General features: G+C 51.0%; 24 protein-coding genes. 8 read left to right on the top strand and 16 right to left on the bottom strand.

Going from position 1 to position 26,150, the window contains the following annotated elements:
* The first annotated feature begins 43 nt into the window (after positions 1–43).
* A complete protein-coding gene (locus LC508_RS10065) occupies positions 44–952 on the top strand; it encodes an RluA family pseudouridine synthase (RefSeq protein ID WP_054352536.1) in 909 nt (302 codons plus the stop codon).
* A gap of 153 nt (positions 953–1,105) precedes the next feature.
* Positions 1,106–1,438, top strand: a complete 333-nt coding sequence (locus LC508_RS10070; protein ID WP_033142966.1) for a DUF6951 family protein — start codon at positions 1,106–1,108, stop codon at positions 1,436–1,438.
* Between the two features lie 132 nt (positions 1,439–1,570).
* On the opposite strand, the gene LC508_RS10075 is transcribed toward LC508_RS10070, so the two are convergent.
* From LC508_RS10075 to LC508_RS10115, 9 genes are all read right to left on the bottom strand, one after another.
* The gene (locus LC508_RS10075) at positions 1,571–2,065 is read right to left on the bottom strand and encodes a heme-binding protein (RefSeq protein WP_033142965.1); all 495 of its coding nucleotides are present in this window, start codon (positions 2,063–2,065) and stop codon (positions 1,571–1,573) included.
* 57 nt (positions 2,066–2,122) lie between these two features.
* On the bottom strand, positions 2,123–3,127 hold the full coding sequence (gene trpS, locus LC508_RS10080) for a tryptophan--tRNA ligase (RefSeq protein WP_033142964.1): 1,005 nt from the start codon (positions 3,125–3,127) through the stop codon (positions 2,123–2,125).
* Between the two features lie 70 nt (positions 3,128–3,197).
* Positions 3,198–3,860 (bottom strand): transcriptional regulator, encoded by a 663-nt coding sequence (locus LC508_RS10085; RefSeq protein ID WP_118594097.1) that lies wholly within the window; start codon positions 3,858–3,860, stop codon positions 3,198–3,200.
* A complete protein-coding gene (locus tag LC508_RS10090; protein ID WP_033142962.1) occupies positions 3,853–5,358 on the bottom strand; it encodes a DUF1538 domain-containing protein in 1,506 nt (501 codons plus the stop codon). The genes LC508_RS10085 and LC508_RS10090 overlap by 8 nt, the downstream gene beginning before the upstream one ends.
* A 264-nt stretch (positions 5,359–5,622) precedes the next feature.
* Positions 5,623–6,849, bottom strand: a complete 1,227-nt coding sequence (locus LC508_RS10095) for an ABC transporter permease (RefSeq protein ID WP_103731470.1) — start codon at positions 6,847–6,849, stop codon at positions 5,623–5,625.
* A complete protein-coding gene (locus LC508_RS10100; protein WP_103731471.1) occupies positions 6,846–8,528 on the bottom strand; it encodes an RND family efflux transporter in 1,683 nt (560 codons plus the stop codon). Before LC508_RS10100 ends, LC508_RS10095 begins: the two co-directional genes overlap by 4 nt.
* A 10-nt stretch (positions 8,529–8,538) precedes the next feature.
* Complete coding sequence (locus tag LC508_RS10105) at positions 8,539–9,375, bottom strand: carbohydrate ABC transporter permease (RefSeq protein WP_103731472.1); 837 nt, start codon at positions 9,373–9,375, stop codon at positions 8,539–8,541.
* A 7-nt stretch (positions 9,376–9,382) separates the two neighbouring features.
* Positions 9,383–10,252 (bottom strand): carbohydrate ABC transporter permease, encoded by an 870-nt coding sequence (locus LC508_RS10110; protein WP_103731473.1) that lies wholly within the window; start codon positions 10,250–10,252, stop codon positions 9,383–9,385.
* Positions 10,253–10,265: 13 nt separating this feature from the next.
* Positions 10,266–12,560, bottom strand: coding sequence for an ABC transporter substrate-binding protein (locus tag LC508_RS10115; RefSeq protein WP_158587329.1), 2,295 nt, complete (start codon positions 12,558–12,560; stop codon positions 10,266–10,268).
* A 157-nt stretch (positions 12,561–12,717) separates the two neighbouring features.
* On the opposite strand from LC508_RS10115, the gene LC508_RS10120 reads away from it, so the two are divergent.
* From LC508_RS10120 to LC508_RS10130, 3 genes are all read left to right on the top strand, one after another.
* Entirely contained in the window at positions 12,718–13,398 is a 681-nt protein-coding gene (locus tag LC508_RS10120) for a response regulator transcription factor (RefSeq protein WP_103731475.1), read from the top strand.
* Positions 13,391–14,725: a sensor histidine kinase gene (locus tag LC508_RS10125; protein WP_103731476.1), complete on the top strand. Its 1,335-nt coding sequence runs from the start codon at positions 13,391–13,393 to the stop codon at positions 14,723–14,725. The genes LC508_RS10120 and LC508_RS10125 overlap by 8 nt, the downstream gene beginning before the upstream one ends.
* A gap of 79 nt (positions 14,726–14,804) precedes the next feature.
* Positions 14,805–15,284 carry an S-ribosylhomocysteine lyase gene (locus LC508_RS10130; protein ID WP_103731477.1) on the top strand — a complete coding sequence of 160 codons (480 nt, stop codon included), beginning with the start codon at positions 14,805–14,807 and terminating at the stop codon, positions 15,282–15,284.
* A 111-nt stretch (positions 15,285–15,395) separates the two neighbouring features.
* Here LC508_RS10130 and LC508_RS10135 read toward each other — a convergent pair whose 3' ends face one another.
* Complete coding sequence (locus tag LC508_RS10135) at positions 15,396–16,268, bottom strand: GGDEF domain-containing protein (RefSeq protein ID WP_103731478.1); 873 nt, start codon at positions 16,266–16,268, stop codon at positions 15,396–15,398.
* Positions 16,269–16,557: 289 nt separating this feature from the next.
* Here LC508_RS10135 and LC508_RS10140 point away from each other — a divergent pair, with 289 nt between their 5' ends.
* Complete coding sequence (locus LC508_RS10140; RefSeq protein WP_033142952.1) at positions 16,558–16,878, top strand: helix-turn-helix domain-containing protein; 321 nt, start codon at positions 16,558–16,560, stop codon at positions 16,876–16,878.
* Positions 16,879–16,915: 37 nt separating this feature from the next.
* Here LC508_RS10140 and yqeC read toward each other — a convergent pair whose 3' ends face one another.
* The 6 genes from yqeC to LC508_RS10170 are packed head-to-tail and all read right to left on the bottom strand — an operon-like array spanning position 16,916 to position 24,048.
* Positions 16,916–18,301, bottom strand: a complete 1,386-nt coding sequence (yqeC, locus tag LC508_RS10145) for a selenium cofactor biosynthesis protein YqeC (protein ID WP_103731479.1) — start codon at positions 18,299–18,301, stop codon at positions 16,916–16,918.
* The gene (gene yqeB / locus LC508_RS10150; RefSeq protein WP_103731480.1) at positions 18,298–19,113 is read right to left on the bottom strand and encodes a selenium-dependent molybdenum cofactor biosynthesis protein YqeB; all 816 of its coding nucleotides are present in this window, start codon (positions 19,111–19,113) and stop codon (positions 18,298–18,300) included. Before yqeB ends, yqeC begins: the two co-directional genes overlap by 4 nt.
* Positions 19,114–19,144: 31 nt before the next feature.
* Positions 19,145–19,759 carry a sulfurtransferase-like selenium metabolism protein YedF gene (yedF, locus tag LC508_RS10155; RefSeq protein ID WP_033142950.1) on the bottom strand — a complete coding sequence of 205 codons (615 nt, stop codon included), beginning with the start codon at positions 19,757–19,759 and terminating at the stop codon, positions 19,145–19,147.
* Positions 19,760–19,813: 54 nt separating this feature from the next.
* Positions 19,814–21,193 (bottom strand): dihydropyrimidinase, encoded by a 1,380-nt coding sequence (hydA, locus tag LC508_RS10160; protein WP_103731481.1) that lies wholly within the window; start codon positions 21,191–21,193, stop codon positions 19,814–19,816.
* Between the two features lie 6 nt (positions 21,194–21,199).
* Positions 21,200–23,770: a selenium-dependent xanthine dehydrogenase gene (gene xdh / locus LC508_RS10165; RefSeq protein ID WP_103731482.1), complete on the bottom strand. Its 2,571-nt coding sequence runs from the start codon at positions 23,768–23,770 to the stop codon at positions 21,200–21,202.
* Positions 23,771–23,811: 41 nt separating this feature from the next.
* The gene (locus tag LC508_RS10170; RefSeq protein ID WP_033142948.1) at positions 23,812–24,048 is read right to left on the bottom strand and encodes a DUF3343 domain-containing protein; all 237 of its coding nucleotides are present in this window, start codon (positions 24,046–24,048) and stop codon (positions 23,812–23,814) included.
* A gap of 207 nt (positions 24,049–24,255) precedes the next feature.
* Between LC508_RS10170 and LC508_RS10175 the strand changes: the two genes are divergently transcribed.
* Both LC508_RS10175 and dpaL read left to right on the top strand, forming a co-directional pair.
* Positions 24,256–24,912 carry a helix-turn-helix transcriptional regulator gene (locus LC508_RS10175; protein ID WP_033142947.1) on the top strand — a complete coding sequence of 219 codons (657 nt, stop codon included), beginning with the start codon at positions 24,256–24,258 and terminating at the stop codon, positions 24,910–24,912.
* Entirely contained in the window at positions 24,909–26,117 is a 1,209-nt protein-coding gene (gene dpaL / locus LC508_RS10180) for a diaminopropionate ammonia-lyase (RefSeq protein ID WP_033142946.1), read from the top strand. Before LC508_RS10175 ends, dpaL begins: the two co-directional genes overlap by 4 nt.
* The last annotated feature ends 33 nt before the right edge of the window (positions 26,118–26,150 follow it).

Here is a 26,150-nt window from a genome sequence, read left to right on the forward strand (position 1 = left end):
ACGGCTTATGTGGAACCTTTTCCGCAGCCAAACAGGAGTTTTTATGAATCGGACATTGATCTACAAGATAGAAGAAAAGGATTCCCCCTGCACGGTGGAATCCTTTTTAAAAGCCAGGGGATATTCCCGGCAGATTATCATTCAATTGAAAAAAAACGATGACGGCATAACGGTAAACGGCAGATGGGCCTATGTCAAGACCATGCTCCGCACCGGGGATGAGCTGAAGATCTTTCTGGAGGAAATGCAGTCCTCAGAACATATCCGTCCGGTTTTGCTGCCCTTAACGATCGTCTGGGAGGATGAGGATATTCTGGTTATCAATAAGCCCGCCGATATGCCGGTACATCCCTCCGTCAACAACTATGACAATACCCTCGCCAATGCAGTAGCGCATTATTACCGGTCGGCCGGAGAAGAATTTATCTTTCGCTGCATCAACCGCCTGGATCGGGATACCACCGGCCTATTGATCGTGGCTAAAAATGCTCTGAGCGCCTCCTTATTGTCCTCGCAGATGAAAAAGCGGCAGATCCACAGGACTTATCTGGCTCTCTGCGACGGTATCCTCCCGTCGTCTCAGGGGACCATAGACGCTCCCATTGCCAGAAAGGAAGGTTCGGCCATTGAGCGGTGTGTGGATCTTGAAAGAGGAGAACGGGCAGTCACACACTACAAAGTGCTGGAAACACGCCGCCATGTGACACTGGCCGAGCTTCATCTGGAGACAGGGCGCACCCACCAGATCCGGGTGCACATGCAGTATCTGGGCGCCCCGCTGCTTGGGGATTATCTCTATCATCCGGATTTCACCTGCATATCCAGGGTTGCCCTCCACTCCTCCGCGCTTGCGTTTACCCATCCCATTACCCGGGAACCCATGCAGTTTCGTGTACCGCTGCCCAAGGACATGGCAGAAGCATTTTATCAAGCCGGATATGGCAGCATCTGAAAAACCGTTCCTGACATGTAACTTTCTGTTTCATTCTCTTCCAGAAGTGCTATAATGAGAATTATAAACTATATCATGTATTTATAACGGTAAACTGTTCTTCCGTCAAAAGCCTGAACAGTCTCACCGGCATCTATCAAGGGAGGAATTCAAATGACTAAAGTTAAGATTGAACCGGGAATCTGTAAATTTTCCACTCTCGTCACTGCCACTGCATCAGAGGATGAAGAGACGGAAGTCACCATCAAAGTCGCAAGCGGCTGTCCCAGTGTGAAGAAAATGATGGAAGAACTGGGAAGTACCTTTGATGCCTACGAAGTCTGTCTTGTAAAACCAGGATCCGGACCCTTCTTCGAGTATGCCAACAAAAACTTTCCGGTACACTCGGGATGCCCGATCATTGCGGGAATCACCAAATGCATTGAGGCTGAGGCCAATCTTGCATTGAAGGCAGATGCCTCCATCAAGTTCCTGGACAACGAATAAAAGGAAATCTCCTGGCGCCAATGGATACCAAATAGGATACCGCACATAGATATCCTATGGCGCACAAAAGCCGGGCGGAACACAATATTCCGCCCGGCTTTTACACGATAACAGCCTGTTGCCCCTGTCTCTTTACAGCATTCTGATTCTCGGCACCTCATCAATATGAAGATATCTTCCCAGAGTCTTCACAATGATATCATGATTGATATAGTGGTTCTGGTTGGTCACCATAACAGCACCCACAACACCCACTTCCTCCACGCGTACCGGGAAGCCTCCACCCATGCAGGAAAATTCTTTCGGGTCCAGAGCAATGTCAACCATGGTCTCCTCGCTTTTCTGCAGTTCAGTGTACACCAGAAGACTGCTCTTCTCCAGTGTGCGGACCGTGTTGAACGTTCTGTCCATCCAGCGGTCATTGTTCAGATTGGTTGTATTCCCCGCGTATTTGAATACTGTGTATCCGTTATTTCTGCGGATGGATACAGCACAGTCCAGACCTCTTCGTCTGCTCTCTGCCACAAGCATCAGCCCCAATTCCCATGCGTCCTCGTTGGTAAAATGTGAAAACTGGAGTATCTCCTCCTGCATACTGAGTACGGTGATCACTTCATCCATTGTCATATACATTCCCTCCTGTACAATTTTCAATTATATGCCGCCGTGTGTCCCCGGCGCGGCTTAACGGATCCTATCCGGAAATCCCACTTTTCTCTGTACCTTGCGCAGGGTTTTATTGGCAAAGTAGCTGGCTTTCTCAGCATTTTCCTTGATAATGGAATCAATGTATGACTTATCTTTTTCCAGTCTTGCAACCTCATCCTGCAGAGGTTTCAGAACACTTACCACGGCCTCACCCACAGCCATTTTCAAGTCACCGTATCCTTTTCCTTCAAACTCGCGCAGCGCTTCATCGGTGGTCTTTTCCGTACATGCGCAGTAGATATCCAGCAGGTTTTTCAGCCCCGGCTGCTCATCCCTGTAGGCGATACATGCCTCAGAATCTGTCACGGCACGTTTGCATTTGCGCATGATGGTGTCCGGGTCATCCATGAGGTAGATGCTTCCGTTTGGATTCTCATCTGACTTGGACATCTTCTTGGACGGCTCCTGAAGGCTCATGATCTTGGCCCCCACTTTGCCGATATATGCCTCCGGAACTGTGAACACATCCCCGTAAATGTTGTTAAATCGGATGGCAATGTCACGTGTCAATTCCAGATGCTGCATCTGGTCAATTCCCACCGGAACCACATCTGCCTGATACAGCAGGATATCAGCCGCCATCAGTACCGGGTAGGTGAAAAGTCCTGCGTTGATATTGTCCGCATGTTTGGCGGATTTGTCCTTAAACTGTGTCATACGGCTCAGCTCACCCATATAGGTAAAGCAGTTTAAGATCCATGAAAGCTCTGCATGTCCTGATACATGGGACTGGTAATAAATACAGTTTTTCTTCGGGTCCAATCCTGCCGCAATATATAAAGTCAGAAGCGCACGGGCTCTCTTGCGAAGAGTAGCCGGGTCCTGGCGTACTGTGATGGAATGCATGTCCACTACACTGTAAAAGCACTCATATTCATCACTCAATGTCACCCAGTTTTTCAGCGCTCCCAGATAATTTCCAAGTGTCAGGTTTCCGGTTGCCTGCATACCGCTGAATAATACTTTTTTATCGTTAATCATTTTAATGTCCTCCAGAAATTTACTACGATAAATTGTATCATTCTGCCCGTACAAAGTCAAATCTTTATAATCAAATCCCTATAAAATGGTCCACTGGGAGGGAGAATATCAGTCCTTTTGCCTCTGTCTTCAGACCGCATGCTGTGTTGACAGCCTGCATGATCCTGGTATACGCGTCAATACCGGACAAAATCATGACCACATCCTTCTCTCCCTGCAGTCTTATCCCCAGAAAGGAAGAGGCATCCTCATCGTGCAGGGAACGGGCATGAAATACCGTACCCCCTGTGGCATCCGCCGCTTTTGCGGCATCCATCACCTGATCCTGAAAGCCGTGGTCCACCACTGCAACCACCAGTTCATATTTTCTTTCCGCCTGCTCCATATACTCCTCCTTTTCCGCGCCCCGGCACAAAACTTTCTGCTGGAATAATGTACTGATACCGCTCAATGGAATTGTGAACATAATACCATGCCCAGGTTTCTTGATATTGATTTTCGCGGCTATTTCATTCATGACATCACGTTCCAGACAGGCCGGCAGGAAGCTGAACAGCAATTCCTTGTCTGTCTCCCCGATTCCCAGATAATCCAGAAGCTCACTTCCCGCAGTTCCAAGCGCCAGTGTCCCGCATGTAAAGCAAATCTGACGGCTTCTGCAGATATCAGCTACCAGCCTGCCCTTTCCACGGTTAACAATAGTGACCAAACATTTTACTTTTTGTTTACTCATCTGAAACCTCCTCAAAGGCAAGAATCCCATCCTCTTCCTGAGCTGAAGATACTGCCCTTTTCTTTCTCCTCATCATCAATCCCAGAATTTGAATGGTAACAAGCGGTGTCATGGCAACCATTGCCACGATTCCAAAGGCATCCATCATCACATCCCCGCCCAGGCTTTCACACGCCCCCATTGCCAGAGGCAGCAGAAAGGTTGCCGTCATGGGCCCGCTGGCCACTCCGCCGGAATCAAAGGCGATGCCGGTAAACACCTTCGGCACAAAAAAGCTCAGCAGCAGAGCAGTGAAATAGCCCGGAATAAGAAAATACATGATGCTGATTCCCGTCAGCACACGAAGCATGGCGATTCCCAGTGAAATCCCCACACCCACAGAGAGGGAATAGAGCATCCCCTTAGAGGAAATAGCACCGGATGACACCTCCTCCACCTGGCGGTTCAGCACATGTACCGCAGGCTCTGCCTTTACAATGTAAAACCCTATAACCATGCCCACAGGCACCAAAACCCAGTTATAGGACAGGGCCGCCAGCTCGGAACCGATAAAATATCCCGCCGGCATAAATCCCACATTGACACCGCACAAAAACAGGATCAGCCCCATATAAGTATACAGAGTTCCCACCAGTATTTTAATGACCGATTTCTTTTTAAAGTACCTGGTTATCATCTGGAAGAAAAAGAAAAAGCAGAGAATGGGAAACAATGCCTTACTCACCTCCCTGACATACCGGGGCATCTCTGCCAGGAATGTCTTAGCCACGTCCTTTGTGGTCTCAACATGCACCATCTGAAAAGGCGTATAGGAAGCCCCTTTAGGGTGATACAGAATTCCCAAAAGCAGAACAGCAAGAATAGGACCTATACTGCCCAGAGCAACCAGACCAAAACTGTCCTCCTCTGCGTGGCTGTTCCTCATATGAGCCATGCCGATCCCCAGCGCCATGATGAACGGAACGGTAATAGGTCCGGTGGTAACGCCCCCGCTGTCAAAAGCCACTGCCATAAAGCTGTCCATAGAAAAAAATGCCAGGATAAAGACAACTATGTAAAAGAAGATCAGCATATACTTCAAATCCACGCCAAAGGTAATACGTATCCATGAAAACATCAGAAAGAGTCCCACACCGCAGGCCACAGTCCAGATAAGTATCTGATCCGGTATGCCGGGAACCTGATGTGCCAGAACAGTCAGGTCAGGCTCTGCAATGGTAACTATAAATCCGATTGCAAAGGTAACAAGAAACATAACCAGCTTTTTCTTTGATGACACAAGAGCATTACCAATACCGTCCCCCATAGGCATCATGGACATATCCGCTCCCAGTGAAAAAAATCCCATACCCACCACAAGCAGAACCGCCCCCAGCACAAACAGCAGAATGGTCCCTATGGGCATGGGCGTGATCGTGATACTTAACAAAAATACAATGCAGGTGATAGGCAGTACAGAGGATAATGCCTCATTGATCTTCTCTTTTAATTTTGTCATCCATTCACCTCTTTTCTAATAAATATTATGCGCGTGCGGCTCTCTGTGACTTTACGCAAATGCATTCATTTCATACTTAATTTCAGGGTTTCATTGATTCAGATAAGATGAATAGCAAAAGAATGTTAAGAATATAAGAAAAACAGAATTTATAGATAAAGTTTAGCATAAATACTTTCTCATTTCAATTGTTTATTTCAATGAAGTAAAAAAGCGGGTTACAATTCAGTCTTTCTGCTTCACAGCGGCAAAAGGATGCTGCCCTCAAAAGGCATGCATCCTGTCCGCCGCGTACCCGCCGGTCAGCCAGAAGCATGCCCAGAACCAGATACGTTTCTCCCCCGCCAGGTAAAGGCCGCTGTCCCCCAAAAAGCAGATGACCCCCAGCAGTAAGATCCAGGACAATAATATCCCCGCCAAAACTTCCGCTGTACCTGCATTTTTTTCCCATCTGTACCCCACAGCATATAGCAGCCAGGCCATAACACAGTATTTCAGGCAGGAAAAGAACGGGCGGAGTACAAGCAGATCCAGACTTGTCTTTTTCGTCTGAAGCAGCAGTTCCAGATTATTCTGTATCTGCTGTATGGTCTGTCTCCAAAAGTTAAAATCCGACCATTTTGTAGGCATCATATCCCTGGTCACTCCAAGAGAGGGCCGAAAAAGCCAGTAAAACAGAACTGCCATAAGAACGGGCACTGCATACATGCCTGCTGTCCGTATTCTGGTGTTTCTCTGCCTCCCGTCTTTCCCGGCGCGTGTCCGCAGACTGCGGGAATGCATTTTCCGGCATGCATCTGCCGTCCTGCCGGCCATTCTCAAAAATATGATCAGAGGAAGAAGAAATACCAGAAGCTCTGCGCACACTGCAAAATACCTCCACGGCTGGACTTTTCCCTGTATCCCATGGCGCATCAGAAATGCCTGCACCGGACTTTCCAGGGAATCTCCCTCCGTGTTCGCCTCATACGCTATGGTGTCCAGAACGCTGTCCCCCTCCTTTTCTGCCTGTACGGCGGCAGTCCCCTCCATCCCTCTCAAGATCCCACGGACCGTCAGGGTCCTTCCCCGATAGGAAATCTCTTCCCCCATCACATATTTACTTCCGAAAAGTCTGCAGGCCAAATCCTCGGACAAAAGACAGCCATCCTCATCCTCCTCATACAGAGGTGCCGTGGCCGCAAGAAGCCCCTGTGTATCTCCCAGAACCTCTATGACAGAAGCCTGCTCCATTCTGTCCAGTTTCTCATTTTCCAGAACCTCCTCTTCCCGCTCTCCCCAAAATATACAGGAATCGGGGAACTCCTGCTCTGACTCCTCCTGCCGGATGGAATCCGCCTCCGCCGGGGACCAGGTACCCTTCGTCTTTCTTACGGAAACCCCTTCGCTGTATTTTTCTGTACCGGCTGCAGCGGCTTTTGCCAAAAAACAGCATAAAAGCAGCAGCCCTAAAATCCCAAGTCTGCAGACAGCCTTCCTTCCCCCTCTCATGGTTCCCGCAGGCGCACTCTGCTGCCCGCATCTATGGTCCTGTCAGATTCTGTGATCACCCGGTCATCCGGCAGAAGACTGCCGCTTTCCAGGGCAGCATAGGAACTGTTTTTGTCCTTCACCGCCACATCCTTTCTCACGGCTGTCAGCTCTGTTCCCAGGACCGTCTTTTTTTCCTCCGCCACCAGAACATAATATTTTGAATTTTCCACATGCAGAGCCTCCACGGGAATACAGTTATCCTGTACCTTTGTTCTGCGCATACAGGTCATGGTGGCTGCCGTGCCAATCTCCATGGAATCTGCGGGGAGCAGAACCGTCACATTGAGTTTTGTCTTGTCCTCCGCATCCGGTGTAATGCTCTCCACCTCCAGATTTTCTATGTCCTTTTTACTGCCCTCCGCGGACAGCTTAACAGGATCTTTTCTGGCTATATATTTTTCCAGACTCTTGTCGATCTGCGCCACAAACCTGCATCCGGAGCTTACATCCGCCAGTGTCATAAGCGCCGTATCCGGTGTATTGTCACCTGCCCCCACTTGCACTTCCGTCACAACCCCCTTCACCGGTGACAGAATCTGCCCCTGATCCTCTTTCAGCTTCTCCAGCTTCTCAAGACTCTTTTTCTTAGCGTCCAGATCCAGCGCATTGATCTTCTCCGTACTGTCACTGCCATCCGAAGCCTCCGCATCCTCCAGCGCTCTCTGGGCCTGTGTCTGGCTGTCCTCTTTTGCCTTTTCCGCCTCCTGGCAGGCCTGTCTTTTCGCCTCGATATCAGACAGAAGCTGCTCTTCCCGGGCTTTGGCACTCTGTTCCCCGGCAGTCTGCCCCAGACTTTCGGCCTCTGCAAGGGCACTTTGTGCCTCCTCAAGAGCCTGCTTTGCTGCCTCCGCGTCCTCTCTTGCCGCTGCAAGCTCCCGGGCATTCTCCTCTTCTATGCGTGTCCTGATCTCTTCTTTCTGTGCCTCAGTCAGAGAGCCGTTTTCTTCCTCCGCGGCGCCAATCTCTTTTAAGATCTCTTCCTCAATTTTCTCCCACAGGGCGTCTGCTTTGGCTTCAAGGACGGAGAGTGCTTCCTCCCTCTCCTTACACAGCTCCTGCAGAGTGGAAACCGTCAGCTCCTCACCGCCGCTCTCTTCCTGCCCGGCCTGATAAAATTCCTCCAGCTCTGCCTCCGCCCGGGCAAGCGCTGCCTGTGCCTGGGCCACGCGGTTTCCGCCTTCCGTCTCGGCCCTGTCGTAATCCTCTCTGGCCCTCTGGGCCTGTACGGATTTTTTCTGCTGTTCGGATTGCTTCCTGCTTCCGAGATCCTGGTTGTTCAGCTCCAGCTTCTTTATCTCCGTATTCAGATTCTCAATCTGTTCCTCAATATCTGCCATCCTAAGCTGCATGAGAAGCTCCCCTTCTTCCACCTGGCTGCCCTGTGCCGCATACAGCGTCTCCACCATGATATTTGGCTCTGTGCTTATGGCCTTCTCCAGATTCTCTTTTACCGTCCCCTCACCCACCACAGGGTGCTCAATCGCCTTTGAGGACATATTCTCCACATCCACCTGCGCTATGGTCACACTGTCGGCAGCTCTTGATATGACCGTAAATACCATCATCATGACCAGAAAAACGGCAAGCATAAAAAATGCTTTCTGTCTTAGGCTTTTTCTCCCTTTTCCTCGTATCATCTCTCCACCTCTATTCCTTCACTGCCGCTGCCACGATCCCCTGTTCCAGATAATCCTGTCCGCCCAGAAAAATGAAAAAAGCAGGCAGAAGAACCACCACGGAAGCCGCAAAGGCTGCCGGCGCTTCCAAAAGCCCGATATCCGGCAGATACAGGGAAAGGGGCCATAATTCCTTATTTTTCAAAAATGTAAGGGGCTGTTCAATGAGATTCCAGCACTCCAGAAATCCCAGCACCATGGCGGAACAGATCCCCCCGGATCCCAGGGGAAGTCCCAGATGCAGGAATATCTTCCACTCTCCTGCCCCGTCTATCCTTGCAGATTCCACCACAGCCTCCGGTATGCCCGTAAAGAACCGGTACATGATAAACACCGGAAAGGTGGAGAACGCCCCCGGAAGAATCACTGCCCAGAGGGTATCCATAAGCCCCATCTGATCCAGCACCAGATAATTGGAGAGCATGGTCACCTGGAAGGGCATCATCATCAGTGTCACATACACGGTGAACACTGCTCTCTTAAACGGAAATTCAAATCTGGCAAATCCCCATGCCGCAGGCACACCTGCCAGGAGCTGCCCCAAAAGGATTCCTGCTGTAATACGAACGGAATTCCAGAACATTATAAAATATCCGGGAGAATCCAGCAAAAGTTCCACATATGCCCGCAGGGTGGGATACATGGGAAAGAGACGAAATGCCGCGTACCCGCCCCCTTTTGCCAGAACCGGCGCCAGATATACGGCCAGCTCCTGCTTTCCCATCAGGGAACCTGCCGCAAGAAACAACACCGGATACGCTGCCAGCAGTGCAAAGAATCCCAGAATAACCAAAATAACTTTCTTCATTCCTCCATCAACCCTCTCTCCCCCAGGCTCTCTGCAGAAGCAGGATAAGTATCAGAACAGCCAGAAACGTAAGCACTGCCCCGGCTGCCATCTTATCAAGCGAAAGCTCCCTGAACCAGTTGTTAAACACATGCTGCAGCAGATACATACTGTCATGGGGATAATCCCCGGCCACCAGATATGCCTCCCGGAACACCTTGAAGGAATTCAGGAAAGAGAGCACCGTGATGGTATAGAATACAGGCAGAAGATTCGGCAGTGTGATCCTGAAAAAGCAGTCCAGACTGCCGGCACCATCCACCCTTGCCGCCTCATACAGATTGTCCGGTATAGCAGCCAGACCTGCGCTCCACAGTATAATGTCATACCCCATATTCTTCCACAGATAACTGACAACCAGCACCCAGAACGCTGCGCTGCTGTTCATCCAGTCCAGTGACGGCAGGTGCACCATACTGCAGAAGGCACTCAAAAACCCCTGGCTGTGAAATAAAAACTTCCATAAAAGTACTATGGACGCCACCGGAACCGCCATGGGAATCAGATAAAAGTTTTTCAAAAGCTTCCCCCTTTTCCCTGCGCCTGTGAGCAGCACCGCGATTCCCAGGGAGAGAAGCAGCAGAACCGGAATACAGATAAACGCAAACCGCATGGTATTCTTCACTGCCAGCAGAAAGGCTGAATTGTGAAACAGCTCCAGATAATTGCCGATTCCTTTAAACTCCATCCCCATGGCATCCAGAAAGGACCGCCTGATCACATCCGCAAAGGGTATCAGGACAAACAGCGCCACACCGCCGAGGCTTGGCAGCAGAAAGACTGCTGCCGCCCTGTTCTTTTTCCTTATTCCCGCTTTCTTTCTGCCGTGACGCCTCATTGCCTTCTCCCCTTTACTCAGCCAGATAGAGATTGACCTTCTGTATGATATTGCTGCATGCCTCGTCCAGGCCCAGGCCTTCATTCAGGTATTTTTCCCCCTGCTCTTTGACCGCGTTCCATATGGTATCATCCGTGGAAGCCGGTACCTCCGCCTGTTCAAGAAGCGCTTTCAGCCCGTCCAGTTCTTCTTCGCCGGGCCATCCTAAGTTTACGGATGACATACTGCCTGAACTGTCAGACATCGTGATGGACGCACCTCCTGCTGCGTCATCCCCTCCGCCGCCGTAGGTGGTTTTCGCAAATTCCATTACCTTCTCATACCCCTTCTGATTGATGGGGAAGGCTGCGTTTAAGGTGCCCTGTACCTCCACGCCCAGCAGGGCTTTCAGGAAATCGGAGGCAAGCTCTTTCTCCTTGCTCTTGCTGCTGATTCCCACACTCTGGTAGGGAAGAAATACACTTTTACCCTCTGATTTCAGTTCTGTGTAGTCCAGACCACAGGCTTCATTTACCCCCAGGATCTCCACAAGCTGTGACACGGAACCGATCCACCCCGCGCCCGCCTTGGACTGCTGGGAGAGCAGCACCATAGACTGCAGGCGCAGTCCGTCCAAGTTTGACGCGACCCCTTCTGCTGCACTGAAGTACCCTATGGTATTTTCCTGTTCTTCCTGGGTGATGGGTTCCCCATATAGTTTTTTCATGTTTTCCAGAAAAGCTTTCAGCGCCTCTTCATTCAGAGTGCCGTCCTCATTTCTCATAGCCGCGTTCTCCAGGTTGTAGAATATCTCCAGAAAATCAGAGGAATCTGTGGGAATCATAATGCGCCCTGTATGGGGATTTGCTTCCCTTATCTCTGCGATCTGCTCTGCCAGTGTATTCATGCTTTCGGCTGCATTTACAACGGCTTCGTCACCCTGGACAACAGGGAGTAAGAAGCCCAGCGGCACTGCGTAGATCTTGTCATCCTTCTCAAAGGTCCTCATGATATTTTCAAACAGTCCGTCTTCCCGGCTGACTGCTTCCACAGTGTCTGTAATATCCTCCAGAAGCCCCTTCTGAATATAATTCTCCACAGGCATGCCGTCCAGGATCAGGATATCCGGTCCCTTTCCTGCCATGATATCGGTATTCAGGGTGCGCAGGGCATCGGATGCTGTGACGGAATCCTCGCCGCTCATACCAATCTCCAGGTCCACATACACATCCGGATTCTGCTTCTGGTATACGGAGATTGCCTGTCTCAGCACAGAGCAGTCTTCCAGAGAATACACCTTGATCTCCTTTTCCGGCACAGAAGACGTGTCAGCGGAGTAAGAATAGCGGTAAATCTTGTACTCCGCGTCCACGGAGCAGGCCACAAGGAAGCTGTCATCATCCATAACGGCCAGGGAAATGAGCATGGTCTTTGGATTTCCGATGGATGTCAGGCTTCCGTTCACTGCCTGCTCTACCACCGTGCCGCCCAAAATGTGCCGGTAAATGCCGCTCCCTGCACAGTAGAACAGCTTATCTTCCTCTTTCCCATACCCAAAGACCACGCTGTTTCTCAACTTTTTCTGTTCGGTCTCCATCTCTTTTAAAAGCTCATCAGAAAGCGCCCGATCTGCCTCCGCGGATTCCCCGGTGTTCATATCATAGGCTTTCAGCCCCTTGTCTGTGAGCAGCAGCAGCGTATCTTCTGTATTGGTAACCTGTTGGATTGTCTCACCCGGCTGGATGTTCTGCTCCACATGTCCGCTTTCCGGGTCGATCACGCACACCGTTCCATATGTATATGTGGCGATCAGCTTTCCGCTGTCAGAAAATGCGATCCCGGTGATGACTTTCATGTCATCTGTCTTTTCCCCATCAAGGTTCAGGGCTTTCAGGGATTCCCCCTTCTTTGCATACAGAAGGGAAAAGCTCTGGGATACCATTACCTCAGACGCCTCAGGCATGGCAGATACGGCTATATCTCCCTCTTTACTGATGCAGGCCCAGTCTATGTAAGCACAGTCGGCAAGTCCCAGTCCTCCCGGCAGCGTATCCTCCTCCCAGCTTTTGCCCAAATCCGCTGACTTCCACAGACAGCGCTCACCCGTCTCCTTATCCTCTGTCAAAAGTGACAGGCTGTTGTCATTCAGTCTCTCCATTGCCAGGACCCTGCCTGTATTTCCCGGAAGGGATACCTCCTCCTCCAGATAACGGCCCATGGCGCCTTTCCCGCTCTCATCCTCTGTTTGTTTTCCGCACCCTGCAAGCCCTGCCACGGCAATGGCAAGAGCTGCTGTCAGACAGACTGCTTTTTTGATATATCGGTTCATGTTTCTCCTCCTGTCTTTCATTTGCGTTTATCTTATCATTCCATTCTCTAAACATTCTCTAAGATTCCCTCTAATTTTTCTTTCATTTTTAGAGATAACTTAAAGATTCCTGTGTTATACTTCTAAATAAAATGAAAGACCGGAGGATATTTTTTTCATGAGAATATTGATAATAGAAGACGACCGCAAGCTCTGTGACTCCCTGAAATTCCAGTTGGAAAAGGAGGGGATACTGACGGATTTGTGTTACGACGGGGAAGATGGCCTGGATTATATCAGGCAGCGCACCCATGATCTGGTCCTTCTGGACCGAATGCTCCCCTCTATGGACGGCCTTACTGTCCTGGAAAAAATACGCGCGGAGGGTATTTCCACTCCTGTCATCCTTGTCACCGCACTGGGAGAACTCTCCGATAAGATCACAGGACTCAACCAGGGGGCAGATGATTATCTGGTAAAACCCTATGATTTCCAGGAACTTCTGGCGCGCATCCGCTGTATTGCCCGCCGTCCGGTCAACCTGGAGCTGTCCGATGAGATCACCTTTGGGGATGTGACATACCGCCCTGCTCCAAAACAGCTCCTCTGCGGTTCCAAGGTTCTGGTACTGTCAAAACGTGAGGGCGCGCTTCTTGAGTTTCTGCTCCGTAATCCGGGACAGACGCTTCCCAGGCTCACCATCCTGTCCCGCGTCTGGGGCCCCAACGCGGAGGTGGAGGAGGGCAATCTGGATAACTATATCCACTTTATCCGCCGCCGTCTCCGGACAGTCGGAAGCGCACTCACTCTGCGCACAGTCCGGGGCATCGGCTACTGCCTGGAGGTAACCCATGAATAAAAAAGAAGACCGTCCCCCCCATCCCCTGCTGTTCCGCAAAATGCGGATACGCCTCACCCTTCTCTGCCTTGCGGTCACAGGCGTTATTCTGGCTGCCGCCACCTGTCTGTGTCTCTATTTCTCCGAGTCAGGCATTGCGAAAAACGGCAGCACTTCCTTTACCAACAGCCTGAATTCCATGCTCACCCAGTTGGAAAGCCAGAACACCATTACCCTTCAGTGGATCGCCGGTATCGAGAAGAACCACAATACCATTCTCTCCCTGTTCGACAACGGCCAGCCCCTCTTTTACCAGGAGCTGCGCAGAACCCGGGAGGAAAAGGATGTCATATCCCTTGCAAAAGAAACCGCCTCCCGGGACTACGGGCTGGATCTGGATGCCGCGGATGCCTCCTCCCTTTTGTCCAAACATGTGGAATTCCGGTTAAAACCAAAGGGCGGGCAGGAGTATTACGCCTCCGTCATACTGCTTCCCAGGACAAACGGCCATTTAAGCGCTGTCATCCTGCAGTCTCTGGAGGCACAGAAAACCCAGATTTATGGACAGCGCCTTGTCTTTCTGGGGGCAGACAGCGCTGCGCTTCTCCTCCTCGCCGTCTTTTTCTGGTTCTTCACAGGAAGGACCCTGGCTCCTCTGGAAGAAAACCGCAGACAGCAGGCACAGTTCATAGCCTCTGCCTCCCATGAACTCCGCTCCCCCCTGGCAGTTATGCTCTCCTGCCTGACTGCCTCCCAGAAAGCTGCACCTGAGGAGGCCGCCCGCTTTACAGAGACTATCCAGCTTGAGGGAAAGCGTATGTCACGCCTGATTGATGACATGCTGCAGCTTGCCGGTGCGGATGCCTGCTCCTGGAATCTGGAGCCGGCTCCGGTACCGCCCGACACCCTGCTCCTGGAGACATATGAAAAATATGAGTATCTTGCCAGGGAAAAGGGACTCTGCCTAAGTATCCGTCTGCCTGAGGAGGAATGCCCGCCTGTTCTCTGCGACGAAGAACGGATCTCCCAGGTACTCTCCATCCTCATGGACAATGCCCTCAGTTACACACCTGCGTCCGGCCATATCACCCTTACACTGTCCTTTACTGCCAATCATGTTTCCCTGTCTGTTGCCGATGACGGCCCCGGTATTCCGGACTCGTTTAAAAAGCAGGTGTTCCAGCGTTTTTTCCGCCAGGATAAGGCCCACACCAGCAAAGAACATTTCGGACTTGGCTTAAGCATTGCCAGGGAGATCATAAAGATTCACAGAGGACGGCTGATCCTGTCCGATACACCGGGCGGAGGGGCCACCTTTACCATTATTTTAAGGACAGCACCATCCTGATTCTGCTTGCATCCTGCCGGCATACGGATTATAATTATTTTACCGGAAAAAGAATGAGATAAGTAAAAGGAGAAAACAAATGGAAAAAATCGCAAGCTTTACCATTGACCATATAAAACTGCAGCCGGGCATCTATGTTTCCCGGAAAGATTACGTGGGACAGGAAGTCATCACCACCTTTGACATCCGCATGACCTCCCCCAATGAGGAGCCTGTCATGAACACAGCGGAAGTCCACACGATCGAACACCTGGCCGCCACCTTCCTGAGAAATCACGGGGAATTCGGAAGCAAGATCATCTATTTCGGTCCTATGGGCTGCCGCACAGGTTTTTATCTGCTGCTGGCAGGAGATTATGAGTCTTCTGATATTGTGGAGCTTTTAAAAGAAATGTTTGTATTTATCCGCGATTTTAAAGATGAGGTTCCCGGAGCGTCCCCAAAAGACTGCGGCAATTATCTGGATATGAATCTGGGTATGGCCAATTATCTGGCGAAAAAATATCTGGATGAGGTGCTGGATCATATCGGCCCTGACCGTCTTGTATATCCCAATTAAATAAGAGTCCGCATCGGACTCCACATTCTAACCCTTCCGGCCACGGTGTCTCACCTGACCGGAAGGGCTGCTGTTTTCACTGCGTACCCGGCAGCACGCTTCGCGATGTTTTCAAAACTCCCCCATCTCGTCACAGTAAAAGCAGTAGCTGTCCTTACCGGATTCCTTAGCCTTATAGAGGGCCACATCTGCATATTTTCCTATGGAATTCTTATCCCCTGTGCGGTGCTTTGGATAAAAAGCCACCCCCACGGACAAGGAAAGCTGCATTCCCCCGTACTCTTCCTTCTTTACATGCGCCAGAATCTCTTTCAGAATGGGTTCCAGTTGTTCTTCCCTGTCCATCCCCGGCAGAAACATGCAGAATTCATCGCCTCCGTATCTGGCGGTGATGGTTCCTTCCGGAACAGATTCCGTGAGTATTTTGGCTATCTTCATCAGAGCGATATCCCCATAAGCATGGCCTCTTGTGTCATTGATCCGTTTAAAATCATCCACATCCATCAGGCAGTACGCGCCGCATTTTCCTCCCTGCATAAAATAGGAAAACACTGCCCGCTCAAACGCCTGGCGGTTCAGCAGATTTGTCATGGCATCATGGGACGCCTGATGCTGCATCTCCAGTTCATGCATTTTTTTATCGTGGATATCCAGAATCGCTCCCACCGCGCCGCCTGCCCCGTGTGGCAGCATGAGGCTCATGGTAAACCAGCGGTATTCCCGGTTTCCTTCCGGCCTGAGGCGGAAATCACATGTGATATTCTCTCTCTTATTTACGGAAGCGCTTCTGAGCGCCTCGATATTAAAATTCTGGTAGAGGTCTATCTTCTCCTCTTCATAGACATTATCCAGAATAAACTGTTCCAGGAATTTCTCGTAATCGTACAGGATTCCCGCTTTCAGCTTTACCGACAGGGAGCCTGTATGAAAAAATAATATCTGGTTATTCTTTATGTCCACCTCAAAAATCACGGTATAGACCAATCCTGTCACCACCTTTCAAATCAACATATCTCGTAACTGCTCTTATGCACGGCCGGCGCATGTGTTGTGCCGGCCTGTCCGGACAATCACCGAATATCTATTATAATACAACAATATAACACTATTGTAAACAACAATTGTTGGCTTATAATTTTATACCCATTGGGGCATAATATAGTGCATATACTGGTATATGAATGATCCGAACAGTGTCATAAATGGCATGTGCCATATTTACCATATTTTATGCAATGCTGTATATGTATCTCATAGAAAAGGGAGGTTTCTTATGAACATTGGTGAAAATCTGGCCCGGCTGCGCAAAGATAAACAGATAAGTGTCTATAAGCTCTCTCAATTAAGCGATGTCTCCATTAACTATATCAGGAGAGTGGAAAAGGGCGAGAGTGTACCCAGCATAGAAATTCTAACCGCACTGCTGTCTCCCCTTGGAATGCGTCTCTCGGAATTTTTCAATGAGGAATCTGAAAAATCCAATATTCTTTACCCCTCACCCTGTGAAGCGGAACTGGTTCGTCTCTATCGCCAGTTAAACAAAGAACAGGCAGGGGTACTTCTCAATCTGGCAAAGCTTCTCGCACAAAAATGAGCAGAAAGTATGCTGTGCACACTTTCTGCCCATAATCTCATTCTGCATTTCCTTTTATTCTTCTGTCTTCCAATGACTGTCTGCTGTCATAGTCATGGAGCTGCAGTTCTTCGCCCACATCACAGAGAAATACTTCCTCCGGATGCCTTTTCAGCACTTTCTTCCCTCCTGTATCTCCCTTTAGACCCATCAGCTCCGGTACATAACTCTCATGAAAAATAACCGGATTTCCCGTCGTGTCTCCGCTTGCAAGACATCCGATCTTCTTTCCGCTCCTTAAAAATCCATCCAGAAAACGGTTCACGGTATCTGCCCTCAGATGGGGCTGGTCAGCCACAAAAAAGCAGTAAAAATGTTCCTCTGTCCCGTCAGTTTTGTCCGCCTCCCTGCTTTTTTTAATGCCCAGCTTCAAAGAGGAGGAAATACCCTCCGCACTCTCCCGGTTTTCCGCGGGACAAAATCCGTATTTTCCGGCTGTCTCCAGAATCCGGGCATACTGGCTCACCACGCAGACAGAGGCAATATCCCTTCTGACCGCCTTCAGTGTCCTGAAGATTTCCATGGGATACTGATACATGGGCCTGCCATCCAGTTCAAAGAGCAGTTTATTCTCCCCAAACCGCCTGGAAAAGCCTGCGGCCAGAAGAATCAGATGGATTCTCCCATTGGCCCGCACAGGGTCAGAAGGCCTTCCAAACACAGGTACACTGGTACTTTTCTGCAGTTCCTCCACAGCCGCCGCGTCCTCTGTCTGGTTCAGCAGGATCATCTGCGCCGCATCCGGAAACTGCCTTTTCAGGGGCTGTACATATCCCGCCTCCAAAAGCCGCCCGGCAAGTCCCGGTGTCAGTATCCGTTCTGCCAAAGAACCGTCCCTGCCGTCTTCTGCCGGACCTCTGTTTTCTGTCTCCAAGAGCAGTTTTTCTGCCTCCTCCATTCGGAAGCAGACCCGGCAAAGAGGCCTGCCCATCGCAGGCATACCCGCCAGAATCATAATATGCGTTGTCTCCTTTCTGATCACCGGTTCATGGGAGGCCGGAACTTTAAAGGGATGGCGCTTTGAGCCGTCCGCCTCTATGACAGCCGCGTCAAAATAAGGCAGCACTGCGCCAAAAACCTCCTCCGGCAGTGCCCGCATCTTCATGCCTCCCGGGCCGGACGTGCCGGCTGTCACGATGGGGGATCTCTCCAGAGCTGCCGCTATCTCTTCCGGGGATTGGTCAATGGCGCCGTTTCTCCCCAAAAAGTTCGGATGCTCCATATGAGTGGTGGTAGTGACCAGAACCTTTTTCCCTTCTCCTGCCAGTTCCTCCGCCAACAGATAGGCGCAGGTGGTCTTCCCCCCTGCGCCCACAAGGGAGATCACCGGTTTTTCCGGCCATCTCCCTGTACTTTTCAGCATATCCAACAGCATTTTCTTCATTTCAATACACCCTTTTCAAAGGCACTGACCAGTTCCAGTACACTGCCCGCAATACATCTGGCTTTATCTGAGATCAGGGTACAGTGCGCCCCGGATTCCTCCCTGGGATCCACATCCGCGGACTTGAAATGCTCTGTCACCCGGTAGCCGTCCGGCAGTATACCCCGGAGCACACCGGAGATCACGGTTCTCTGCGGATAACGCTGTCCATCCGAAGTCTCCACATATCCTACCGGGGTTCCTGCCTCCACCCAGTCACCGATGGATGCCTCTGCCCAAAATACACCGGCCCGGTCCGAGTGGATCACCCTCTCTTTTCCGCAGCCGCCGATCATTCCCGGAACCCCTGTATTTGGTATGGCAAAGCCCTTATTCAGTATTCTGCCCAGATAATGCCCCCGCTTTGTCTCAACCACATAATCCACATCACGCCCGGCCTCAAATCCCGGCCCAAGGGCAATGGTCAGTTCTGCCATATCCCTTGTGGTACCCAGATTCCGTTTTGCCAGAATCCCATCCACAAGAACCTCCGGCCGCAATGTATCAAGAGAGCTGCACGCAGGGTCCACTAAAAGGACAGGGGCCAGAGGCGCCGCCAAAGCGAGAGCCGCCTCAGCACTCTCCACCCTTCTGCACACCATACCCTCCACTTCTGTCTCCCCGTCATAAACAGCCTGGGAAAAAGCCACCAGCCTGCGGATCGCGGATGGCCTGTCAGTCTCCAGTATGACGACAGGATATCCGCTTCTGCTGAGACGATGAATGGTCCCTGTTGCCAGATCGCCGCCTCCTCTTACTACAATTGGTCTCATAATCCGTTCTCCTAACCAGTCTTATGCTGCTCTATGGACGTATGATCTTACCGGCATCTGCCTGTTTTTCCACAATCTCATACATATTAGTCACTCTGCCCACTGCCAGTTTTTCCGTGATTCCGTAATGGTTCAGACAGGTTCCGCAGGTGAGGATCTCCACGCCTTCCCCGTCCAGCTTTTTCAAATCTTCCAGAGACTCAGAATCCTCACAGGACAGATAGGCACCGCCATTGTATAACAGTACCGTTTTCGGAAGTTTCGGAAGCTGTGTCAGGGCATAGATAAATCCTTTCATCAGTATTTTCCCCAGAACCTCATCCCCGTTTCCCATCTCTCTCGAGGAGATGACCACAACGGTATTGTCCGCGGCGGGAATCGAACAGGTCACCGGGATTTCTGTCTGCGTCTTATTTTCATTTTCCCCGGTCACGGTTATTCTCACGCTGTATTCTTTTTCCCCCAGCTTTTCGGAGGCATATTCCGCACCTTGTGATGCCGCCAGTTTTCGCAGATTTTCCACTGCCATCTCATTGTCCACTGTGATGAGGACTACATCATTCCGGCCGCAGGCGTCCATGGCCTTTTTTGCTAATATCACCGGCTTCGGGCAGGCAAGTCCTTTTGCGTCTATTCTCTGTTCCATATGTCACCCTTTCGTAACCGTTCAGATACCTGAGCTGTTACGCCTTTTTCTATTTTACTGAGGCGCCGTATACTTCTGTCTGGGCACATATCTGCCCGCTTTTTTCACCTGTACGGTACCTTCGTCTACTACAAGAGTACCATGCAAATAAACTTTGTCAATACATCCTTTTATTTTTGTTCCCTCAAAGGGGGCATAATCCATGGCATAGTGCTGGGTATCTGCGGAGATCACAGCTTCCTTTTCCGGGTCCAGTATGACCAGATCCGCTGTGCTTCCCGCGGCGATGCATCCCTTCTGCGGGTACATGCCATAGAGTTTAGCCGGGTTTTCAGACAGAACGCGGCACATCTGTTCCGGGGATATCCTTCCTTCCCTCACCCCGTATGTGTAGAGTAAAGTTCCCCTTGTCTCCACACCCGGCATGCCGTTTGGTATCTTTGTAAAGTCCTCTTTTCCCATGGCCTTCTGCCCGGTGGTAAAACTGCAGTGGTCTGTGGATACGGTCTGGATACGGTCCTCCTTTAATGCTTTCCAGAGGCATTCCTGATCCTTTTTCTTTCGGAGGGGCGGAGAGATGACGTATTTTGCCGCCTCCGCGCCGCCCTGCACATAGAGGCTGTCATCCATGAGCAGATACTGGGGACAGGTCTCCGCGTACACTTCCTGCCCGCCGGCTCTGGCCTGCTCGATCTCCCGGTACGCCTCCTCACAGGTGAGATGCACCACAATAATGGGTGTTCCCGCAGTCCGCGCTGTCACAAGCAGGCGGTGCACAGCCTCAGCTTCAAGCTGGGCAGGGCGCACCCTGGGATGTGTGTCGGCATCCAGCCTGCCCTGTGATCTCGCTTCCCGGATCAGAGCGTCAATGATATCCGCATTCTCACAGTGCACTCCGGCGATTCCGCCCATATCGTGCAGCCGTTTCAGGACCTCGTAGATCTCACCGTCATTCAGCTTCATGGCAGGATATGTCATATACAGCTTAAAGGTCGTTACCCCCGCCTCGATCATATCCTTTATCTGGGCCGATATCTCCTCATTCCAGTCAGAAATGGCCATGTGGAATCCGTAATCACAGGAAGATCTTCCGTCTGCCTTTTTATGCCAGTTTGCAAGGGCCTCCCGCAGCGTCTCCCCCTTATTCTGTGTGGCAAAGTCAACGATAGTGGTGGTCCCTCCGGCTATGGCGGCAAGGGTTCCGCTTTCAAAATCATCCGCCGTTACGGTGCCGGACACCTCCAGGTCAAAATGGGTATGAGCGTCAATGAATCCCGGAAACACCAGCTTTCCTTCCAGATCCACCACTTCATCCGCTTCCTCAGGAGATATCTCCGTATCCACCCTGCAGATAATCTCCCCGTCAAGAAGGATATCTTTTTTTCCGCTTTCCTGTCCGTTTACAACCGTTCCGTTCTGTAAAAGCAGCTTCATATGACCTCACCCTTTCTTCTTTTCTTTCCTGTAAAATGTATTCTCCAGGGGCAGTTTTCTCCGCTCCACCCCATCCAGTCTGTAATAGGCATGGGCACATGCAGGAGCCGTGGGAACAGTGGAGATCTCTCCCACCCCCTTCGCCCCGTATGCCTCTGTGAGCACCTCCGGGGAGGTGACAAGAATGGTTTTGATATCCGGCGCGGCGGTTGCCCTGAAAAGCCCCAGCTTTCCGTAGCTCAGCACAGGCCTTCCGTCCACCATGGGGAAATCCTCCGTGAAGGCATAGCCCAGTCCCATGACTACGCCGCCTTCCACCTGTCCCTCACAGGACTGTACATTGATCACAGTGCCCACATCGTGTGCTGCCACAACCTCTGTCACTTTTCCGCTCTCATCCAGAATCACCACCTGGGTCGCATATCCATACGCTATGTGGCTGACAGGATGCTCTTTCGGTGAACCCATGGCATCCGTCTCACCTGTATATTCTGCATAGAACTCCTCTCCCTCCAGCGCTTCCAGGGAACCCTTATCCTGCAGGGCATCCTTTAATTGAAGCGCAGCTCTCCGGGTGGCCTCCCCGGTAAAAAGAGTCTGGCGGGATGCTGTGCTGGTGCCGGAATCCGGCGTGTCTATGGTGTTTGCCTTCTTATGTGTCACCTGGTCTGCTTTCAGTCCTGTGGTCTCACAGACGATCTGGATCGCCACTGTGCCGACACCTTGGCCCATACAGGCAGCGGAGGTGAGCACCTGGACTTTTCCGTCCCGTATCCTCAGGTTACAGCGGCCCACATCGGGGTTCCCCACACCGATTCCGCTGTTCTTCATACAGGAGGCGATTCCCGCATAGGGATGGGAATCATAGACTTCCTTTACCGCCTCCAGGGTCTGCGCCAGAGCACAGTCCGGTGTGGCGATCTGTCCGTTGGGAAGCGTCTGTCCCGGACGGATGGCATTTCTGTAACGGATCTCCCAGGGGGTAATACCAACCTGCTCTGCCAGCAGGTCCAGATTGAACTCTGTGGCAAAGCAGCTCTGGGTCACGCCAAACCCCCGGTATGCGCCTGCAGGAATGTTGTTAGTGTATACACCATATCCGATGATCTCCACATCCTGATAATTATAAGGTCCTGCTGCATGAGTACAGGCGCGCTCCAGTACCGGGCTTCCCAAAGAAGCGTAAGCTCCCGTATCCGCATAGAGCACTGCTTTCATACCGGTCAGATACCCGTTTTCATCGCAGGCAGTGGTGAAGTCCATTTCCATGGCATGACGCTTCACATGGCACATCAGGCTCTCCGCCCTTGAAAAACGTACTTTCACCGGCCGCTTTAAGAGCCAGGCACAGAGGGCTGCGTGATGCTGCACGCTCATATCCTCCTTGCCGCCGAAGCCGCCGCCTACCAGCATGGATTCCACAACCACCTTCTCCTGGGGAATCTGCAGGATCCCGGATATCTCCCTCTGTTCATCATACACAGACTGTCCTGAGGTGTACAGATGCACACCGTCCTCCCCTTCAGGGAAAGCAATAGCACATTCCGGTTCCATGAACGCGTGGTCTGTAAAAGGAAGACTGTAGTGGCGTGTCACAACATATTTGGAATTTTTGATGGCAGTGTCCGCATCCCCGCGGATACACTGTTTCTTTGCCAGCAGATTGCCTTCCTCATGCACCCTGGGTGCATCTTCCTCCAGAGCCTTTCTGGGATCTGTCACCGGCTGCAGTTCCTCCGCATCCAGTTCTATGAGGCTTAACACTTCATCCAGATTTTCCTTATGGTTCACAACGGCAAGCGCCAGGGCATCCCCCACGTATCTTGTGATTCCGCCTACGGGGATCATCACATCCCAGTCCTTCTTAATATGACCGCAGATATTTTCCGGCACATCCTCTGCCGTATAGACAGCCACACAGTCCGGATGGGCCAGTGCTTTTTCTATATGAATGCCGTTGATCCTGCACCTGGGGTATGGGGAGCGGAGAGCCTTTGCATAGGCCATATCCGGAAGTACGATGTCATCCACATATTTTCCCGTGCCCCGGACCTTTTCCTCTGCGTCCACACGCTTGAATCTGCGGGTTATGCCGCCATCTTCCTCTGCCCCAGGTACTTCACGTTTTTCCCGGAAAAAGTCTGCTGCCATGAGAATGGCATCCTCTATCTTCTTATATCCTGTACAGCGGCAGATATTGCCGTGGATGGCCTTTTTCACATCTTGTCTTGAGGGGTTTAAGTTCACATCCAGCAGAGACTTGGCGGAGATGATCATGCCCGGTATACAGAAACCACACTGTACAGCTCCTGCTTCCGCAAAGCAGTGCACATACACCTTCATCTCCTCTTCCGGGATTCCCTCCACAGTCGTCACATGCCTGCCGTCCGCCTTGGAAAGCTTGACCACACAGGCTTTCATCTTCTTCCCGTCCACCAGCACGGTACAGGTTCCGCAGGCACCCTCGCTGCATCCTTCCTTGACCGCGGTAAGGCCCAGCTCATCCCTTAGATAATCCAGAAGCCTGCCCTCCTTCTCGGTTCTGCACTCTTTTCCATTTACATAGAACGTATACATAAAAACCTCCCATCCGGAACCTCCCATATGGTTCCCATTTCCTACACCAATACTTCGTAAACACCCTCATACAGGAGACCCTGCTCCTGCATCATTTTCTCCGTTCTTTCTCTTTCCTGAACCTCTGTGCACCAGGACAGGCCGCATCCGGCTGACACTGCTCTCGGCAGAGGGATCAGCCTTCCGGGAAGCCCCTGTTCCCTGCACATTTTCTCCATTGCCATAGCCCTGGTTGTGGTTCCGAACGTGACCACCAGCTTCAGTGTTCTCTCTCTCATAATTCTGCCTTCCTTTCGCTGCATACGCTGGCTTTGATAGTCTAACTATAACACCTGCAGACCCTTATTACAAGGGATTCGGGACACTTTTTAAAAAATATTTTAGTTAACCTAAAAATTTTTGTAAAAACTTCTTGCAATCTCCAAAAAGTATGCTATGATGGAATTAACAAGAAAAAATGAACCCTGTCAGAAAGGAGCTTTCTTATGGGCAGATTGAAATTACTGAAACAGGTGGCAGCCGGTCTTGCCAGACAGTTCGGACCGGACTGCGAAATCGTCATACATGACTTAAAGACCAAAGACCTGGAACACTCCATCGTCTATCTGGAAAACGGTCATGTCTCCGGCAGACAACTTGGGGACGGCCCGTCGAATGTGGTGCTGAAAGCGTTAAAGGAAACACATCCGGAAAATCTGACGGACAGGGCCGGTTATCTGACCCGGACGGCAGACGGAAGAGTTTTAAAATCTTCCACTTTCTACATAAAAGACGAAGCGGAGGAGCTTCACTACATTCTCGGTATTAATTATGATATTACCAAGCTTCTCACCTTAGAAGCCGCCATCCACAACCTGACGGACACGGATGAGGAGAAAGAAAAAGAAGCTGCCCCGGAGATCACCCACAATGTAAATGACCTTTTAGACCACCTCATTGAGGAGTCCGTAAACCTGGTAGGCAAACCGGTGGCACTGATGACCAAGGAAGACAAGGTAAAAGCCATCCAGTTTCTGAATGACTCCGGCGCCTTCCTCATCACCAAGTCAGGCGACAAGGTGGCAAATTATTTCGGCATTTCCAAATATACTTTATATAGCTATACCGATGTGAACAAAGAAAAGGGGGAACTAAAAAAATGAAAGAAATCCAATGGGCAGAGAACCGTATGCCGAAGACGGCAGACACCTCTCTTCCGATCATGTCACTGGAAAATGTAGCAAAAGCCAGAGCTTTCCACCAGAGCTTTCCGCAGTACAGCAAAACACCGCTTGCAAAGCTTGACCACATGGCCGAATATCTGGGCCTTGGAGGACTCTTCGTAAAGGATGAATCCTACCGTTTCGGCCTGAATGCCTTCAAGGTGCTGGGCGGGTCCTTCGCCATGGCAAACTACATTGCCAAACAGACCCACAGGGATGTAAGCGAACTGCCCTACGCAGTCCTCACCTCTGAGGAGCTCAGAAAAGAATTCGGGCAGGCCACATTCTTCACCGCAACGGACGGCAATCACGGACGCGGCGTTGCCTGGGCGGCAAACAGGCTGGGACAGAAATCTGTAGTCCTCATGCCAAAAGGCTCCACCCAGACACGTCTTGAAAATATCTTAAAAGAAGGCGCAGATGCCACCATCACAGATGTCAACTATGACGAATGTGTCCGCCGGGCAAACGCCATGGCAGAACAGACGCCAAACGGTGTCATGGTGCAGGATACCGCATGGGACGGCTATGAGGAGATTCCATCCTGGATCATGCAGGGTTACGGAACCATGGCTTCCGAGGCCGACGAACAGCTCGGCGAATACGGCTGTGACCGCCCCACCCACATCTTCATCCAGGCAGGCGTGGGTTCCCTGGCCGGAGCCGTACAGGGATATTTCGCAAACCGCTATCCCGACAATCCGCCTGTCGTCGTAGTCATGGAAGCGGATTCAGCCGCCTGCCTCTACAAAGGCGCCAAGGCTGCTGACGGCCAGATTCGTATTGTGGACGGCGATATGCCAACCATTATGGCAGGTCTTGCATGCGGAGAGCCGAACACCATTTCATGGGATATCTTAAAGAACCATGTATCTGTATTTACATCCTGTCCTGACTGGGTATCCGCCAGAGGCATGCGCATGCTGGCAGCTCCCGTAAAAGGAGACCCCCAGGTGACAAGCGGGGAATCCGGTGCTGTGGGTATGGGACTTCTCAGCGCCATCATGGAGCAGGAAGAATACAGGGAACTGCGGGACTTCCTGAAACTGGATGAGAACGCAAAGGTGCTTCTCTTCTCAACAGAGGGAGACACAGACCCCCAGCGTTATAAAGAAATCGTGTGGGACGGAAAACAGTATAATTAATATAAGAAACCATTTTATAATTAAGAATAAATG

It is taken from the genome of Blautia parvula (assembly GCF_020215665.1).
Lineage (GTDB): Bacteria > Bacillota > Clostridia > Lachnospirales > Lachnospiraceae > Blautia > Blautia celeris.